Genomic DNA, 15,486 nt, shown 5'->3' with positions numbered 1-15,486 from the left:
CGCGTCCTCCAACCCGGCATCCCCCAAACGGCGTCGGGCAAGCCCGACACTTAAAACACACAAGCGGTTCCTACGATTTTTCCACTTCAGTCGCTTGCAGCAGCTGAAACTCGGCAAGTGGCTCTCCGGCGAGAGCCAAGCGGATCTGGCAGCGAATCCCAGGAACCGCCGAGCCTGGCGGAAAGCTGGACGGGGCAATTTTTGATCGTGGCGGGGCTGGACCTATTGACCCGCTCTATATCTGCTGGACCGGCCGCCGTAGAAAAACTGGAGCGAGGCGATCGCTTCGCGACCGCGCTTTTCTGGTGGTTCTCCCCCGGCGATCGTCCGCCTTAGACCCTCACGCGCCCACCGCCGCACCTGCTCAAGCGATTTCACTTGGGCCAGGTTTGCGACAACACGATCCAGAGGCTTCTGGCAGAGGGATTTTCGCTGGCCATCTGCTAGCGGGATTGTCCTTGGACGGTCGAGTGGAGGCCGCCTGATCTCAAGAAGAAGTTTGGCGACAGGCTGGGGCTCCGCATCGCTGACCTAGCTGCGAGATTTTCACGCCCTGGGGCAGGTGAGGCTCCCGTGACCTAGAGCTTGGGCGCCCACTTGGCGATCTCGATCAGGATGTCCTCAAAGGCGGGTTGGCACCTGTAGTAGAGGGCGTTTGAGGCGATGTAGGCCTTTTGCAGCTTGGCCCGGGTGTCTTGGTCGCCCAGGACGAAGGCTTCGTTCTGGGCGATGACGGGATTGTCGGCTTTCGGGAAGCGCTTGGCCTTGTGGGCGAGGTAGGCAGGCGTGCCGATGAAGTCCTGGACTGCCTTGGCTCGGAGCAGCGAGTAGACGTCGTAATAGTGGCGCATGAAGTTGGGCGGGAAGACACCGGTCTCCTGCTGCTGGCGGAACTTGGTCGAGATGGCCTGCAGTTTTTCGACGAGGGTGTGGCCGGGATGGTAGCAGGCGACGGCGCGGGCGCGGTTGTCGAGAATCTCGACCCGGCTGGCGGCGTAGTCATAGGCCCAGGAACTGATGTCCCGGGGTTCATTGGGCGTCACGTCGTCAAATCCGACTTCGAGCAGGATGCCGTCCTTCAAGCCTTCGACTGACCCATTCTTGCTGGCATAGGCCAGCCGGATGCCGCCGCTGCGATATTGACGGATGTCATCGAAGGCCTTGTCCCGTTCGACGGCGGTGATCCCGTTGATCACGATGGTTTGGGCCAGGCGGTCGTAGAAGGCCTTGCGGCCCTCGACGTGCGAAGGCTTGTCGTGGTTGCGGCCGGTCATCACCGGCGGATTGGCCGGCGGCTCGATGCGGATGTCGATATCCTCGGAGAACCGGTTGATGAGGCCGTAGCCTTTGGAGAGGGAAGTGCCGCCCTTCAGCTCGAAGGCGAGGCCCAGCTGCTGCAGGCCGTAGAGGCTCTGCATGATCCAGTAGTCCTTCTCGACCAGGGCCGGCTCGATCTTCTCGTTGGCGCCGACGATGCGGATCAGGTCGCCGAACTGGCGATGGTTGTGCAGGAAATCAGGCGGCATCCTGGACTCCGACCTCGGCGAGGGCCCGAGCGAAGAATTTCTTGGCCCGTTCGGAGCCATAGGTCTGGGCGGCCTTCGTCAGGCGCGCCGTGTCGCTTGAGGACAGGCGATCCTTGACCCGCTCCAGGACCTCCCGGGGGTCTTCGCCTAGCTGGTCGAGATTACTGACCAGATCGACCAACAGGAACTCTCGGCTGAGTTTCTTGGGGAAGGCGGGTTTCATGCGGAAATCATAGGTGCGGCCGCCCAGGGCGAACTTGCCGTGGCGCTTGTGGTTATAGACCACGGTCTTGTTGTGCAGCTGTGTCGTGCCGACGCCCAGCGCGTTATAGGCGTTGGGCGAGGCCAGCAGGAACGGGCCGCCTTTCAGGAAGGTGGCGACGAGGGTGTCATCCTGCGGCGGCGCCTTGCCGAAGGCGGTCTCTTTGGGCGCGTAATAGAGCCCGCCGGCCAGCTTGGTCAGCGCGCCGGCTTGCAGGGCCTCCTTGAGGTGGCGATCGACCGCCGTCGACCATTGAGCCAGTTCCGCCCGGCGGTAGGTCTGCCCGGGGCGGAGCTTGGCCTTGAACTGGTCGAACTTGCTCATGGCTCCAATCTAGGCTTCCGCAGCCAGTTTGCAAGGAATGTCATTAAAAATCCATGCAAAATGCTCTCGGGCGACGACTTGATCCGTTGGCCGTAGCAGGGCCGTTGAGTCGGATCCTGTCGCTGGCTTAAGCCCGTGGGCCGAAAGGGTTGGCGGAAGGCCGAGGACGCCGCAGCGTAGGGGTCAGGCTGGTCGGAACGGGAAAATCTGGCTCTTAGGCGACGTTGGGAAGATCCGCCTCCTGGTGGTGGCCGAGACACCACCACGCTGATCCCGCGACCGGGGAACATGACTCCTGTTCGACCATGGGAAGGTCTGCTCTGGGTAATGACGGCGATGCCCGTCGCGGCGGCCTCAAGGTTTGAGGCGCTCGCCAAGCCGCCGCAGTTGTCTAAACTTGTCGGCGGGATCAGATGCGTTCGACGGAGATTCTTGCATCGTGACCATAGCCGAATTGCTCGCCCGGGAAGCCGAACTAACCGAGCAGTCGCGCGATCTTTACGGGCCTTATCTGGCCACAGCGATGGAAAGCTGCGGCCTGATGGCGACCGCGCTGGCCCGGATCGACGAGAACAGGGCGCTGTTCGCCGCCATGCACGCCGTGGTCTGTAAGCACATGATCCTGGCCGCCCTGTCCTTCGTGCGCCGCCATCGGGTCCAGGGCTCGATGAACCTGCGTCAAGTCACCGAGAGCGCCCAGCGGGCCTGTTATTTCCTGGCCCACCAGCGGGACCACGTCGTGCGGGAAACCGACGAGGAGCTGGTGGTGAGTGAGACGAAGGTGAAGGAGAAGACCTATGCTTTTTTCGACCGCTCGATGGGCGAGCACGCCGAGGCTTTCCGGCAGGCCAAAAAGATCATCAACATGACTGAGGCCCACGCCTCGCTGCGCGGCGCTCAACTGATCTTTCGCAGGGGCGCTCAGGGCAATAACACCTTCTTCGACGCTGACGATCCGGTTCTAGTCAATGTCGGCCTATGGAGCATCATCAACACCGCGATCGGTGTGCTCGACGCCTACCACCTGGCCAACGCCCAGTTCGGCGGTCTGCAGTTCGCCGAGGACTTCGGCGATCGTTTCGCCGCGGTCTCGGCCATGCGCGACCGGCTTCACGGAGAATTGTGGGGAGATCCGACGGTGCAAGCTCTTGAAGAGGCTGCCGGAAATGAGGACTCCCCGCGCGAGATATGGTAGTCGGGTACTCGACAATCGCAAGATAGCCGCTCGATGACCGGTCCCTACGAACGACTGATCGCTGACTACCGTGCTGGCGGCGTCCATCCCTTCCCGGCGGATGGAAAGCGACCCCGTGTGAGCAAATGGAACAAGGGGCGGCCCTGCGCGGCGACGACGCAGCGCTGGGCGGAGCAGTTCCCGACAGCCAATCTGGGCTTGCCGACCGCGCGCGAGCGCCTGGTGGTTCCCGACGCCGATGACCCAGACTCCTTGGCTCGGTTCGAGGCGATCCTGGATCCGACGCCGCTGCGCGTCCGCACCCGCCGCGGCGAGCATTGGTATTACGCCGACCCCACGGGCGAGCGCGCCGGCGTCAAACATCCCGGCGGCGCCGGCTTCGATGTTCAAGGAGCCGGTCCGGGGGACTACATCCTCCTGCCGGGGTCGGAGCATGCCGATGGCGTTTACTCCCTCGTCGACTACGAGGGTGACGCGCCGATCGCCGAGTTCCTCTATCGGCTGCAGCGTCTGCCTCGTCTGAGCGAGCGAGCCTATAGCGACCTGGTCGAACGGCCGCGCGGCCAGGTTCGAGGCTTTCGTAGGCGTGGCGAGCCAGCGATCATCCTCGCGGCGGCGCCAATCCTGGAAGGGACACGCAACCCCACCCTGTTCCAGGTCGCCTGCCGCGACGCCCACGCGATCCGCCGTCGGCACGGCGATGTCGATCAAGGCCTGCTGGCCCTGGCCGACCAGCTCGCGGGTGTGAACACGGCGCTCTGCGTTCCGCCCCTCGACGACGCAGAGGTCGAAAAGGTGGCCAGGAGCGCCTGGGCGCGAACGGTGTCGGGCGTCAATCGTCCGCCCCCGCCCCGGGACCATCACATTCGCGGTGTGCTCAGGTTGCTCGGGCGCGATGTCCGCAGCCTGTTCTTGTGGGGTTGGCTGAGCCAGGGTCCATTCGATCTTGAGGACCTCGACCTTTCGCCCGTTCGTCTGGCCTCGGCCATTCCTGGCTGGAAGGTTCATGACGCCAAGGCGGCCATCAAGGGCCTCGTCGACCGCAAGATCCTTCGCCTCGTCACGGCCGGCGGCAAAGGGCGTGGCAATGTCCCGCGCTATCGCCTGGCCGACCTCCTGGTCTCCGCCGTCTCGTTCACCCGCGCCTTCAACGCGCTCGGCGGCGACGCCTCGGCTCTGGCCCTTCTGGCCTTCATGGTGGGTGTCTGGGGCGCTGATGCGTCAGCCGCGCCGATCAGCGCCGAGGGCATGTCGCTGAGGGTTGGCGGACCTTTCGGCGGCTGGACCAGGTCCAGGATCGTCAGGGCGCGTGATCGCCTCCAGGCCGCCGGCCTGATCGAGCGCCTGCCGGAGAAGCGACGGGGCCTTCACCGTTCTCGCGCTTTGTTCCAGATTCGGGCCGCAGCTGTTCTCAAAATGGTGGAAATCGTACCAATAGGTATCCACCGCCCCCCTACCGAGCCGGCCTTGCTGGCCGAACTGCAGCGTCTCTAGTACGGTCTCGCAAGTGAGCTCGACCGGCCGATTTCCCGGTCCATCAGGACGCTTCAGCGCTGAAAATCGTCGGCGGGCCTTCAAAAACACCATTCGGCAAAATTTTTTGGCCTCCGGCGGCCGGCTCTCGCATGTCCCCGGGGGACAGCCATGAGGGTCGTGATCCCCGTGGCCGAGCAACTCGATCGGGCCGGTCGAGAGCTGGCCGATGTTCGCCCGGTCAGTGGTCGCATCGCCCTGATCCTGGTCGACAACGCCCTGGAGCTGATGTGCCACCGAAAGGCCGAGGACATCCTGACCTACAGGTCCCAGGGCAAGGCCCTGGCGGCCGGCCAGCGCGCGGACCTGCGCGGTCAGGACTTCAACGCCAAGATCGCGGTCCTTCGCGCCCTGGGCCATGTCCCTCAGGACCAGGCCCAGGCGGCGGCGACGTTCCACCGCCACCGCAATCAGCTCTACCATGTGGGCCTGCGCGACGACCCGGTCGTCGGCGACTTGGCGCGCCTCTACTACGAGCTGACCGTCGGCCTGATGCCGGGATTGCTGCTGGCGGAGCGTCACCTTCAGTGGGAACCGTCCCTGTTGGACGATTCGGCCCGTCGCCTGCTGCCGGAGTTGGAGACCAACACGCGCTACAGGAACAAGGTCAGCATCGGCGATCTCGCCGGGCGCCTGCTCGCGGCCCTGCCGCCGTCCCGGAACATACCGGGCGCCTTCCAGGCCCATCTCCTGACCCGTATCGACCTTTGCGAGACCGACTTCAAGATCATCGCCGGGGGGCGCAGCGGCAAGGACGATCCGGACGAGACCCTTCGGCGCGTCCAGCTCGAGCACGACACGGTGGCGGCGGTCCTGAAGAAGCGACGCGAAGAGAACCGGGCCCTTCGACGCGCAGGCCTGCCCGAACGTCCCATCGACGAAGAGATGCTGTCCCTGGCGCGAGGCCTGCCGATCATGGTCGAGGCGAACGCCAGGCTTCTGCCGGGCTGGAAGCCGGCCTATCCCAAGCGCCCCTTCGACCTTTGGCGCAAGCAGTCCAGGGCGGTCGGCCGGGAGACGTTGGGACTCAAGGCGTTCGAGCGGTTCGATCGCGTGATCCGTCAGATCGAGGGGCTCGACGCGTTCATGGCCGAGCCGATCGAGGATATGCACGGCTGGAACCAGCACATGGAAGACGTGATGATGGATTCGCGCTGACGCGACGGCCTGAACGCAAAACGCCTCCGGAGGCTGGCCGCGTCCGGAGGCGTCTGGTGCGCGTGGTGTCGGTGTAAGGGGCTAGTTCAGCACCGTGGTGATCCAGGCGCGCTCTTCGCCCTTGGTCACGAAGACCCAAGCGTCGGGACGCACGCCGTCGGCGACGCGCTTGGCCAGGTCGCGGACCGTCGCGGCGGTGCCGTCGCCGATGAAGTCATACTCGGCCGTCGGGAGCGCGTAGGTGTGAGGCTTTCCGTCAGCGCCGAGGCCGGCGATCGCGCGGTAGAAGCCATGGCTCCCCATACGCTCGTGAAGGGTTTCGTAGTCGCTGGGTTGGGCGCCGTGCAGTTCGACGCGCGTGGTGAAGCTGGGCATGAGAGTCTCGTATTTCGGGGGAGGGGAACGGACAACGCCGCCTAAGCCCTGAGGCTCGGCGGCGCGTCCTGTTGGGTCAGTGCTTGGTGCGGTCGACGAGCTTGAAGCCCTGACCGGACTGGCGGGTCGGCGGCAGGGGTTCGCCCCGCACGACCGTCCGCTCGACGCCGGTGGCGCCGCCGCGCGGCCCCACGATTTCGTACTGGCCCGAGGCCGGAGCCGTTTGGCCCGGCTTGTAGATCTTAGATTCAGACATGAGGTCTTCTCCGTCTCTTGGTTTCAAAGAGAGGAGCGCCCCAGGTTGTCTAGACCGAGCGGAGCGCCCCTCAAGTCGAAGAATAGGGATGGCGCGAGCTCGATGCAAGGCGCCGCTTTGCACTTTTTGCACCTCCACCGGGAAAATCCGTCGCGGGCCATAAGTGTGTTTGGTTATCTGTGTATGGATATTCAGTGCGTCTGATTAGGGAGACGGATTTGACCCCTGGTCTATGGACGGAAATGGCCCTATATCGGGGACACGGAAGGCTCAGGGTGTAGCAATGGACGGCGTGGCCAGGACGCAGCAGAAGTGGGGAGAGGCGGCGACAGCCGCAGGGTTCACCGTCCTGCCCAACCATCTTCTGAGTATAAATCAGTTCGTCGGCGAGGCGCGGCAAATCTCGCCAACCGAGATGGTGGTGTTATTGCAGCTGCTCGCGGCTTGGTGGTCGGCCGATAAGATGCCTTTTCCTAGCAAGGCGACCATTGGCAAGCGCGCCGGCCTCAGTCCGCGGCAGGTTCAGCGGGCGCTGTCGAGCTTGGAGGCAAAGGAATACTTGAAGCGCAAGGCGCGGTTCGGCTCAAACAAGGGTCGAGCAAGTAATGAGTATGACGTGAGCGGTGTCGCTGAAGTGGTCCGTCGTCTCGGGGACGCGTATCCAGAAGCTTTCAAGCGTCGCGCTTCAGAGCAGCCCGAGTAAAGAAAAGCCCCCGTCTTGACGACGGGGGCCCTTCCGATCGAGACAGTGCTTGCGCTCCGCTCGGCCTAGACATGATTTCTATATGGTAGCGACTCTGGTGGCGTCAAGGGTTGCGTGGGGGAACCTTCCCCCGGCCGTCTGGCTCCCAGATCGCGGAAAAAACCGCGCGATCAAGACGTTGACCCCTGTTTGCCGGAGCGCCCATGGCCATTCCCGTCTTCCGCGCTAACAACCCCGGTTGGGGGGATATGTCCGACTATGTGTCGCACTTCGCCAAGTCTACGGAGGGAAGCGACGCCTACTCCAACATTATCAGCATCCTGGCGTCCGGACGCATTGAGGCGCGAAATCCCTTCGGAGTCGGCCGCGCGCGCGCCCCTTTGAGCGTGCGTCATGACATGGTCTGCTTCTCAGAGGTTCCGCTCCACCAGCTGTCACGCTTGGCCTCGCGCCGCCAATCCGAGCATGGGATCGTCTTCCGTAAGGATTTCGTCATCGCCAACGGTGGCAACCCGATCCTCTACGCCTATGCGGCCGGCGGCCTAACGGTCCCATTCGAGGCGCTGATGGCGCAGGGCGCGGGCGACGCCGCCCACCCCATCTGGTTGATCGTGCCGTTCGTCGACGCACCCGGCGCCGGCGGCAGCTACTTCTTCGAGTGGGAGCGGGAGTGGCGCAAGATCGGCCACCTGAACTTCGGCCTCGATGACGTCGCCTTCCTGATCATTCCTGAGAGCCACCACCAGTATGCGCGAATTTTCTTCGACGACGCCGAGGTCGAGCACACCGGGCCTTGCTATCGCTGTCCCTTCATCGACGCCCGATGGGGCCAAGATCAAATCCAGGAGGCGTTGTCTCGCTAGGCCACGCTGAAGTCATTTCGGAACCACATTCGCGCCCACCCACAGCACATCGGGCAAAATCAACCCCGACGGTCGGCGCGCTGCGGACGCACTAGCGCCAGACACATCTTCAGGCTGACCGGGTCGACGCAGACCTCCCGGGGCCGGCGGCCGCCCAGCCGCGGATCGGGGTTGCTGACAAAGGTTTTGGCCCAGTCCTCGCCGTGTTCGGCGCACGCCGCCTCCCACAGGTCGGCGAGCGCCTCCTGCGCCATGACCCTCTGGGCCTCCTCGCGGCGCTGCTGGGCCACCCGCCGGTCCAGCGCCTCCAGCGCCGCCTGGAGGTGCGCGGGACTAGACCGCACCAGCTCCAGACGGGTCGACAGGTTCGCGGGCGGCGCCAGGCCCGTCATCCAGGCCTCCGCATCGGCGCCGTAAGTGGCCCGGGCCGCCGTCCGAAACCGCTGCTCGCGATCGTCCGCCGCCGCCAGCGCGGCGACCTCGGCCGCCAGGCGCCGCCGCTCGGCCGCGTCCTTTCGCGCCTGTTCGGCGCGCTCCAGCGCCGGCCGCAGCGGCAGGCCCATCACGTCCACGGCGGCATCGTAAGCCCATAAGGCGTCGCCGATCAGCCCGAAAGCCGCCTTGAGTTCGCTCCAGGCCGGGCCGCCGCTCGCTGCCACCGACAGGGGCGGGGACCTGGCTCGCCCGGCTCGGCCGAGCCAGGCTTCGCGGTCGAAGCCTTCGCCCTCAGGTCCCGCGCGCTTGAGGATATCGTCCAGGCGCGCCTGCAGGTCGTCGATCCGGTTCTGGCGTTCGCGCGCCTCGCGGGCCTGCTGGACGATCTGCTGGCGGACCTTCATAGGCGCGCGCCAGAGGTCGTCGTCGGCCTCGGCCAGCCCCGCCTTCTGCAGGCCGCGCACGTAGGCGCCGATTAGGCCGGTGGGGGTGTTGAAGTCCGGCGCCAGCGCGCGGGCCGCGCCGATTAGGTCGGCGCCGCGCTGAGCCTTGAACAGGGGCGGCAGGAAACCCTGGCGCTCGAGGCAGTCGCGCAAGGCCGCGATCGACAGGCCGGGACGCCCGAACCAGGGCTGCTGGTCGATCACCAGCGTCTTGAGGACGATGGCCTGCCAAGCCTTGGGCGAAACGTTCAACGCCTTTTCCCCTTTGGCGACGCGGGCGCCGACATGGACCGAAAGCCCCAAGGCCTCGATCTGGGCGAGCGCGCCACGGACGGCCGGGAGGTTGGTTCCGTCCTCGGGATCGGGGAGGGCGGCCCAGTGGCCGACCAGGGTCTGAGCCTGGCGCAGGACCCTCTGGCGGGCGGCTTCGGCTCTTTCGGCCAGGATGAGGGTCACCTGCGCCTCGACCGCATCCTGGGCGGGGTTGAATAGCCACTTGCGCGGCGCGCTGACCAACACCGCCTCGGACACGGTCTCGGGATCGGCGCGGCGCGACAGCTTCGAAAGATCGATCTCGATGGCCGAGGTTTCCAGGCCACGGATCCTGGCGATCTTCTCGGCGTCGGAGGCATGGGTGACCAGGATCTCGACGATCAGCGCGCGCTCGCCCCGGCGCAGGACGACGTCGGCGACGACCCCGGGAAGGGCCACTTCCGCCGCCCCGGACTCGAACACCTGATGCTTGGCGCCGTGGCTCTGACGGCGCACCCCCTCGTGCTCGGCGGCGATGGCCGGCAAGGTCACGCCCAGCGCATCGGTGAGGATCTGCTTGGCCAGCTTGTGGAGGGCGGTCTCCAGAGCGCCGACGCAGGCGCCATCCCGCGCATGGGCGAAGTGATCCGCCCGCGACCTTGGCCGCCCGCCAGACTTGCGGGCGATCAGCGGCTCCTCGCAGGCCGGACAGAAACAACCGCAGGCGCGCCCGCTGACCACGTCGCGGATCGAGACGATGCGGCCCTCGGCCGTCTGGCCGAAGGCCAGCCGAACTGTTCCCCGCCGCCAAGGGCTGTGATCGTGATTCAGACGCGCCACGAACAAATCCTGCGCTGCGTCGGACCGCCGCGCCAGACGATTGCGCGTAGTGTGCGACCCATTCTGTCGCAATCATATCGTTTCTCGCCTGGCCAAGCCCAACGTCACATTGAACTATGCGGCGTTGGACAGGGGAGGGCCACTTGAAGGCGATCGAGACAATCTGGAAAGGCTATCGGTTCCGCTCGCGCACCGAGGCGCTGTGGGCCGTCTTCCTCGAAGCACTGGGTGTCCAGTTCGACTACGAGCCCGAGGGCCTGCTCTTAACGTCAGGCCCATACCTGCCGGACTTTCGGCTCAGGGATTTCAAGCTCCCCGCTTGGGTCGATCGACGTGATGTGTGGCTCGAAATCAAGGGTACAGAGCCCACAGACGAGGAACGACAGCGCTGCGCAGAACTTGCCATGGTCTCTGGTTGCCAGGTTCTTTTGGCAGTTGGCCCTCCCGACTTCGCCGAGCAGGTCTATCTCTTCGACCCCATGGTGGAAGATGGCCTGTGCAGTCTAATGTCGCTGATGGTGGGCCGTCTGGGGTTCATGGACATCGCCGTCGGCTCGGACATTATGATCTGCGTCGGCCGGGGCCCACGCGCGCCAATGGAGGAAGGCCAAGAAGAGCAACCGGCTTTTCGGGAGGCCTACAACACGTTTAGCGACCCGTTCTGCCGCGTCCTCGGGATGTACGATGGGCGCGTTCCTGCCGATGAGGCGAAGGTCGGCGTCGGCAAACGGACACGCGACGCCTACGACAAGTCACGGTCTGCTCGCTTCGAGTTCGGCCAGGTTGAGCCGCGATGGCAAAAGCCGGAATAGCCGCGCGCTCGGCCAGTATCTGGTCTGCCCAATCACCACCCCAAGGTGGGTGCTGATGCTTGCCCAGGATCCCCGTCAAGTTCGTCGGCTGAGCGACGGCGGTTTGCACCGAGGCGTCCTCAACGACCAACGGTGGCGGTGGCCAGCTTTTCGCGCCAAGCTGCACCGATGCAGCACGACGTTTTCATCTGCCATGCCAGTGAGGATAAGGACGACCTCGTGCGGCCTTTGGCCGAGGCGCTCCGCGATTCCGACCTGGACGTCTGGTATGACGAGTTCAGCCTTCAGGTGGGCGACAGCCTCAGCGAGGCAATCGATCGCGGACTGGCGGGATCTCGCTTCGGAATCGTGGTCCTGAGCCAAGCCTTCTTCCAAAAGCGATGGACCAAGCGCGAGCTCAGGGGGCTGGTCGCCCGGGAAATGGGCGAGGACGGAAAAATCACCCTGCCGGTCTGGCACGGTGTCAGTTACGGCGAGGTGCTGGGCTTTTCGCCACCCTTGGCGGACATCCGAGCGGCCATGTCGAGCCAGGGAATCGAAGCCTTGGCGCGAGAGCTTGTCCGCAGGATTCGCCCCGAGGGCAGCCCGCTGCTCGTCGCGCGTGATGAGCTCCTGAGATTTGGTTGGGAGCTTCCGCCCCTGTCAGACGAGTGGTGGCTCGACATGGTCGAGATGCAGGAATGGATCGAAGAACCGCAGTGGCTGCGGCCGTTGTTGTTTCCCCTTCCGACCGAAACGTCGTCCGGGACACCTGTAAGGGGACTGCGCATAGCCTGGACGGCCATGCAGAACGACTGGCAACACGACGCCGAGCAGCGTGAGATCTGCCAGGTCACCCACCCCGACCGGGTCATGGAGTTTCTCCACGAGCGCCCCGCGCTCGTCGAAATCAGCTATCGTCACCCGGAGCGGCTCGCCAACTACTTGCCGCAGTTGCTGATCCCGCAGTTCTCCGGAGAATTTGCGGGCGCATTCGACGATCTGTTGGCGAAGTCGATTGTGGAAAAAGCCTCTGACCCCGACAGTCGGCGACCCTACGCCCTCTGCGCGAGATCATTGGCCTTGCGGCATCCGTCGTTTGGAAATCACACACCGGCCGACATCGCTAACGCCTGGACGTGGGGCCGCGGATACGAGCTGAACGCTAGGATCCTCAACGAGCTCGACTACGTCATCTGGCTCTGCTCGGACGATAGCGACTGGCTGCCGGATGGCGTGAAGACGGTCCTAATAGCCGGCCTGTGCGATCTCGCGCGCTGGGGCGACGAGCTGAGCCATCGCGATCGCTGGAAGTCGAAGCTGTCCAAGGCGCTCCTGGTTCGACGGCAAACGCCTTTAAAGTGGACCCGCACCTTGACCGCAGAACTGACCACCCTCGCCGACGAGACGATCCGGCGCCTGGCTTTGACGACGCCCGTGGCGCGCATCGTCGAAACTTTCATCGCTCTTGATTTCATGGGCGGCAGCGATGCGCGGCTTCGAGCGGACGACGATCGGATCGAAGCGCGCCGTGGCAAGGTAAGTTAGATGGCTTACGCGGCCAAGGTCTTGGAAGTCATGATCGCCTCGCCGGGCGATGTGATCGCCGAACGGCAGGTGATCCGCGAGGTCCTCAACGACTGGAACGTCCTGCATGGACGCACCCGAAAAGCGATGCTCGTGCCGGTGGGCTGGGAGACCCACTCGGCCCCCGAGCTGGCGGGCCGCGCCCAGCAGATGATCAACGACCGGCTGCTGGTCCACTGCGACTTGCTGGTCGGGATCTTCTGGACGCGCCTGGGCAGCGACACGGGTGTGGCGGCCAGCGGCACGGTCGAGGAGATCGAAGAACACATCAAGGCCGGCAAGCCGGCGATGCTCTACTTCTCACGCGCGCCCATCAGGCCCGATATCCTCGTCCCGGAACAGTTCGCCAAGCTCAAGGAGTTCGAGACCTGGGCGATGTCCAAGGGCCTGGTGGCCGAGTTCCACAGCGTCGAGGACTTTCGCGACCAGTTCCGTCGCGGCCTGGAACTGAACCTTCGAGACAACGCCCATCTCGCCGGCGAGCTGGCGCCCGTCCCGCCAGAAGACACCGTCCCGCCGACCGGGAAGCGCCGTATCACCCTGAGCGACGAAGCGGTCAAGCTGCTGGTGGCGGCCGCCGACACCGACGAAGGCATGATCCTGACCCATCGCAGCTTTGGCGGCGCGACCATCAAGGCCGGGCGGGTCGACTTGCTCGGAGACGATCGCAGCGCCCGCGCCTCGGCGCGGTGGCTCGCCGCGATCGAGGAGTTGGACGGTTACGGGATGGTGGAAGCGACATCAGCCAAGCGCGAGATCTTCCGGCTGCTCCACGCCGGCTGGCAGGCGGCCGCGTCTCTCGCGGCGGAAGACCTGCTCGCGCCGGAGCCGGTGGGCCCAGACCTGCGCCAGCCGCTCCAGGATCTCTGGACGAGCACCCAGAACAATCGGGTGGCCAACAACCCACCTTGCCTGGTCTCACAACCGTCCGCCTACATCTACCTCGTCCCAGCGGACGCACTGGCAGGTCCCCGCATCGACCTGGGCAAGGTCCAGGCCCATCGGGGCCTGCTGGCGCCGGAGACGGAGCCCCATGTCGTGGCCAATCAGGATAACACCCAGTGGTGGGCGCATGGCCCGACCCGACGCATCGGCGAGTTGCCCAATGCCGAGGCCGACTGGAGCGCGCGCCTGCTGCGCCCCGGCGTCGTCGAGCAACTCTTCACCCTGGGGCGCGCGGTCGAGGACGACGAAGACATCCTGGTCGACGGAGCCGTGCTCGAGCACCGCATCGTCGACACGATCGATCGCGGCCTTCAGCTGCTCGACAGGATCGGGCTGGCCGGCCCGGTTCTGGTGGCCATGAGTTTCTACGAACTCGGCCCCATTCGGATCGCAGGACTAGGCCGCGTCGGTCGCTTCCGAGCCCCCAGTGTCGGAACCACACCCGTCCTTCTCCCGCGTGGAACGACCCAGTCGGGCGACCTGTTGCACGACGCCTTCGACGCTCTGTGGTTGGCGGCCGGCTTCGCGGAAGGCTCTCCATCGTTCACCAACAGCGGCCGCTGGGCCGGTTATGCGGACGTCGTCGATGACTAGGCCTTCACTCGCCAAGCTGTCGATGCCCCGGGACGGCCGGCGATGAGATCGGATTTCCTTAGGTGTGTGGTGTTGACGATGGCACTCGTCTGTCCTGCCCTTGGCCTCATGATGATGATCGCCCAGGCCGCCGGCTGGTTCGCGCACGATGGGTTCGTCTATCGGTACCAGACCTTGATCGGTGCGGTCTTCGCGATCCTCGCCGCGGTGATCGCCGTGGTCCCCGTCTGGCGACAGCTGACCAGCATGCGGATCCAGACTGGCGCCCTCTACCGCCAATTCCTTTCGGGCCAGGTCGATGCCATCGTCGCGCGTCGAAAACGCCTGCTGGGACGGATCGACGACTTCACCGAACCCGCGGGCCGACGCCTGTACGAAGACCAGGAGTTCGGTGATGGCCGGGTCAATCCGCATTGGGCGTTCGAACAAGAACAGCGCGCTGACCGGCTGGCTGACGATCTTCGCGCCTATCTCGACCTTCGACGCGACCCGGTCGAGGTCGACGAGCACCTGGAAGCGGTCATCGCCGCAACGCTTGCCTTCGAGGCCCGGTGCCGCGCGATCCACTTCACCGACAGCCATGAGCAGTCGGACGACGACCATGACATTCCCGATGAGGATTGGGCCCGGCTGATCGCCGAAGGCCTGGAGGCTGAACCCGAACTCTCGGCTGACCTGGCGAGCGTGACGTTGGCGACGCTCAAATTACGGGACGCGTTTGATCGCGAGATTGTCACAATGCGTCAGACCCTTCGAACCCTCGACCGCGAACTAACCCGGTCTTGGTCCTAGCTGGATCATTCCGTTGGGGCACTGTAGAGGAGCGCCGGTCTAAATCGATAGTATAACATATTGAAATCATTGAACATTTATCGTCTAATAAACATTATCGGAAATGGTCAACTAAATTGACGGTCTTGGGCGAAACGATGTAACGCCTCACATTTGATGACCCCGTTAATTGCTGTCCCAGAATCCGTCGGAATTTTTGGCGCCGGACGTCAAGGTTGTTGCCCGTTGGCATTCCCCGCCCGGAAAGCCGAACCCTAACCGCGCCCGCCGTAACGCAGCTCATCCAGGTAGTCCAAGATGGCCTGACCCCATCCCTGCGCAATGATCTGCTGAGCCGTTTTTCCTCCAAACGCGGGGATCAAATGGCTCTGCAACCAAGTGTAAGCGTGTTCTTTCGATCCGAGGATATCGCCCGACCTATCAGCGATCTGCTGGACGGTCGAAGCGAGTTCAGATCCCGACAGCGCTCTTCCCGATGCCAGAAGCAGCTCAGCGTCATGGGCTTGGTCTAGATCTGCGTTCATGCACCTACTCATCGTGCGCATCAGCGAATAGTACCATCAAGCCCAGCGACTCGTGCGGGAGTTTCCAAATCTTCGGTCGAGGGTCTCG

Annotated in this window: 15 protein-coding genes; 9 read left to right on the top strand and 6 right to left on the bottom strand. The window is 64.6% G+C overall.

The annotated features are described in order from the left end of the window. Nucleotides 1-578: 578 nt before the first annotated feature. Both AQ619_RS18310 and AQ619_RS19225 read right to left on the bottom strand, forming a co-directional pair. Nucleotides 579-1,526, bottom strand: coding sequence for a nucleotidyl transferase AbiEii/AbiGii toxin family protein (locus AQ619_RS18310; protein WP_062151961.1), 948 nt, complete (start codon nucleotides 1,524-1,526; stop codon nucleotides 579-581). Beyond that, entirely contained in the window at nucleotides 1,516-2,112 is a 597-nt protein-coding gene (locus AQ619_RS19225; protein WP_062151958.1) for a hypothetical protein, read from the bottom strand. The genes AQ619_RS18310 and AQ619_RS19225 overlap by 11 nt, the downstream gene beginning before the upstream one ends. Before the next feature lie 397 nt (nucleotides 2,113-2,509). Here AQ619_RS19225 and AQ619_RS18300 point away from each other — a divergent pair, with 397 nt between their 5' ends. The 3 genes from AQ619_RS18300 (at nucleotide 2,510) to AQ619_RS18290 (ending at nucleotide 5,998) form a co-directional block, all read left to right on the top strand. Then, a complete protein-coding gene (locus tag AQ619_RS18300; RefSeq protein WP_166504377.1) occupies nucleotides 2,510-3,307 on the top strand; it encodes a hypothetical protein in 798 nt (265 codons plus the stop codon). Between the two features lie 33 nt (nucleotides 3,308-3,340). After that, nucleotides 3,341-4,801 (top strand): bifunctional DNA primase/polymerase, encoded by a 1,461-nt coding sequence (locus AQ619_RS18295; RefSeq protein ID WP_062151952.1) that lies wholly within the window; start codon nucleotides 3,341-3,343, stop codon nucleotides 4,799-4,801. Nucleotides 4,802-4,951: 150 nt separating this feature from the next. Then, nucleotides 4,952-5,998, top strand: coding sequence for a hypothetical protein (locus AQ619_RS18290; RefSeq protein WP_062151950.1), 1,047 nt, complete (start codon nucleotides 4,952-4,954; stop codon nucleotides 5,996-5,998). A gap of 81 nt (nucleotides 5,999-6,079) precedes the next feature. On the opposite strand, the gene AQ619_RS18285 is transcribed toward AQ619_RS18290, so the two are convergent. Together AQ619_RS18285 and AQ619_RS18280 are read right to left on the bottom strand one after the other, a co-directional pair. Next, nucleotides 6,080-6,373 carry a hypothetical protein gene (locus AQ619_RS18285; RefSeq protein ID WP_062151947.1) on the bottom strand — a complete coding sequence of 98 codons (294 nt, stop codon included), beginning with the start codon at nucleotides 6,371-6,373 and terminating at the stop codon, nucleotides 6,080-6,082. 76 nt (nucleotides 6,374-6,449) lie between these two features. Next, nucleotides 6,450-6,629, bottom strand: a complete 180-nt coding sequence (locus tag AQ619_RS18280) for a YjzC family protein (protein WP_062151945.1) — start codon at nucleotides 6,627-6,629, stop codon at nucleotides 6,450-6,452. A 283-nt stretch (nucleotides 6,630-6,912) separates the two neighbouring features. On the opposite strand from AQ619_RS18280, the gene AQ619_RS18275 reads away from it, so the two are divergent. Further along, the gene (locus AQ619_RS18275; protein ID WP_062151942.1) at nucleotides 6,913-7,332 is read left to right on the top strand and encodes a helix-turn-helix domain-containing protein; all 420 of its coding nucleotides are present in this window, start codon (nucleotides 6,913-6,915) and stop codon (nucleotides 7,330-7,332) included. A 203-nt stretch (nucleotides 7,333-7,535) separates the two neighbouring features. After that, nucleotides 7,536-8,195 carry a hypothetical protein gene (locus AQ619_RS18270; RefSeq protein WP_062151938.1) on the top strand — a complete coding sequence of 220 codons (660 nt, stop codon included), beginning with the start codon at nucleotides 7,536-7,538 and terminating at the stop codon, nucleotides 8,193-8,195. A 59-nt stretch (nucleotides 8,196-8,254) separates the two neighbouring features. Here the strand turns inward: AQ619_RS18270 and AQ619_RS18265 are convergent, their stop codons facing one another. Next, entirely contained in the window at nucleotides 8,255-10,165 is a 1,911-nt protein-coding gene (locus tag AQ619_RS18265; protein ID WP_166504376.1) for a competence protein CoiA family protein, read from the bottom strand. A 143-nt stretch (nucleotides 10,166-10,308) separates the two neighbouring features. Here AQ619_RS18265 and AQ619_RS18260 point away from each other — a divergent pair, with 143 nt between their 5' ends. The 4 genes from AQ619_RS18260 (at nucleotide 10,309) to AQ619_RS18245 (ending at nucleotide 14,874) form a co-directional block, all read left to right on the top strand. After that, on the top strand, nucleotides 10,309-10,977 hold the full coding sequence (locus AQ619_RS18260) for a PDDEXK family nuclease (RefSeq protein WP_062151933.1): 669 nt from the start codon (nucleotides 10,309-10,311) through the stop codon (nucleotides 10,975-10,977). Nucleotides 10,978-11,145: 168 nt separating this feature from the next. Next, entirely contained in the window at nucleotides 11,146-12,504 is a 1,359-nt protein-coding gene (locus AQ619_RS18255; protein ID WP_062151930.1) for a toll/interleukin-1 receptor domain-containing protein, read from the top strand. Next, the gene (locus tag AQ619_RS18250) at nucleotides 12,505-14,082 is read left to right on the top strand and encodes a hypothetical protein (RefSeq protein WP_062151927.1); all 1,578 of its coding nucleotides are present in this window, start codon (nucleotides 12,505-12,507) and stop codon (nucleotides 14,080-14,082) included. It begins immediately after the preceding gene. Between the two features lie 72 nt (nucleotides 14,083-14,154). Beyond that, nucleotides 14,155-14,874 carry a hypothetical protein gene (locus tag AQ619_RS18245; RefSeq protein ID WP_166504375.1) on the top strand — a complete coding sequence of 240 codons (720 nt, stop codon included), beginning with the start codon at nucleotides 14,155-14,157 and terminating at the stop codon, nucleotides 14,872-14,874. Nucleotides 14,875-15,128: 254 nt separating this feature from the next. Here the strand turns inward: AQ619_RS18245 and AQ619_RS18240 are convergent, their stop codons facing one another. Then, a complete protein-coding gene (locus AQ619_RS18240; RefSeq protein ID WP_166504374.1) occupies nucleotides 15,129-15,398 on the bottom strand; it encodes an antitoxin Xre/MbcA/ParS toxin-binding domain-containing protein in 270 nt (89 codons plus the stop codon). Nucleotides 15,399-15,486 lie beyond the last annotated feature (88 nt).

This window comes from Caulobacter henricii (assembly GCF_001414055.1).
GTDB lineage: Bacteria > Pseudomonadota > Alphaproteobacteria > Caulobacterales > Caulobacteraceae > Caulobacter > Caulobacter henricii.
This window is presented reverse-complemented; position numbering and strand designations above follow the sequence as displayed.

What these genes read in the sequence shown, in the direction of transcription:
- AQ619_RS18280 (WP_062151945.1), bottom strand. Translation starts at nt 6,629, where the DNA reads ATGTCTGAATCTAAGATCTACAAGCCGGGCCAAACGGCTCCGGCCTCG.
- AQ619_RS18285 (WP_062151947.1), bottom strand. Translation starts at nt 6,373, where the DNA reads ATGCCCAGCTTCACCACGCGCGTCGAACTGCACGGCGCCCAACCCAGC.
- AQ619_RS18290 (WP_062151950.1), top strand. Translation starts at nt 4,952, where the DNA reads ATGAGGGTCGTGATCCCCGTGGCCGAGCAACTCGATCGGGCCGGTCGA.
- AQ619_RS18270 (WP_062151938.1), top strand. Translation starts at nt 7,536, where the DNA reads ATGGCCATTCCCGTCTTCCGCGCTAACAACCCCGGTTGGGGGGATATG.
- AQ619_RS18295 (WP_062151952.1), top strand. Translation starts at nt 3,341, where the DNA reads ATGACCGGTCCCTACGAACGACTGATCGCTGACTACCGTGCTGGCGGC.
- AQ619_RS18250 (WP_062151927.1), top strand. Translation starts at nt 12,505, where the DNA reads ATGGCTTACGCGGCCAAGGTCTTGGAAGTCATGATCGCCTCGCCGGGC.
- AQ619_RS18310 (WP_062151961.1), bottom strand. Translation starts at nt 1,526, where the DNA reads ATGCCGCCTGATTTCCTGCACAACCATCGCCAGTTCGGCGACCTGATC.
- AQ619_RS18275 (WP_062151942.1), top strand. Translation starts at nt 6,913, where the DNA reads ATGGACGGCGTGGCCAGGACGCAGCAGAAGTGGGGAGAGGCGGCGACA.
- AQ619_RS19225 (WP_062151958.1), bottom strand. Translation starts at nt 2,112, where the DNA reads ATGAGCAAGTTCGACCAGTTCAAGGCCAAGCTCCGCCCCGGGCAGACC.
- AQ619_RS18255 (WP_062151930.1), top strand. Translation starts at nt 11,146, where the DNA reads ATGCAGCACGACGTTTTCATCTGCCATGCCAGTGAGGATAAGGACGAC.
- AQ619_RS18240 (WP_166504374.1), bottom strand. Translation starts at nt 15,398, where the DNA reads ATGAACGCAGATCTAGACCAAGCCCATGACGCTGAGCTGCTTCTGGCA.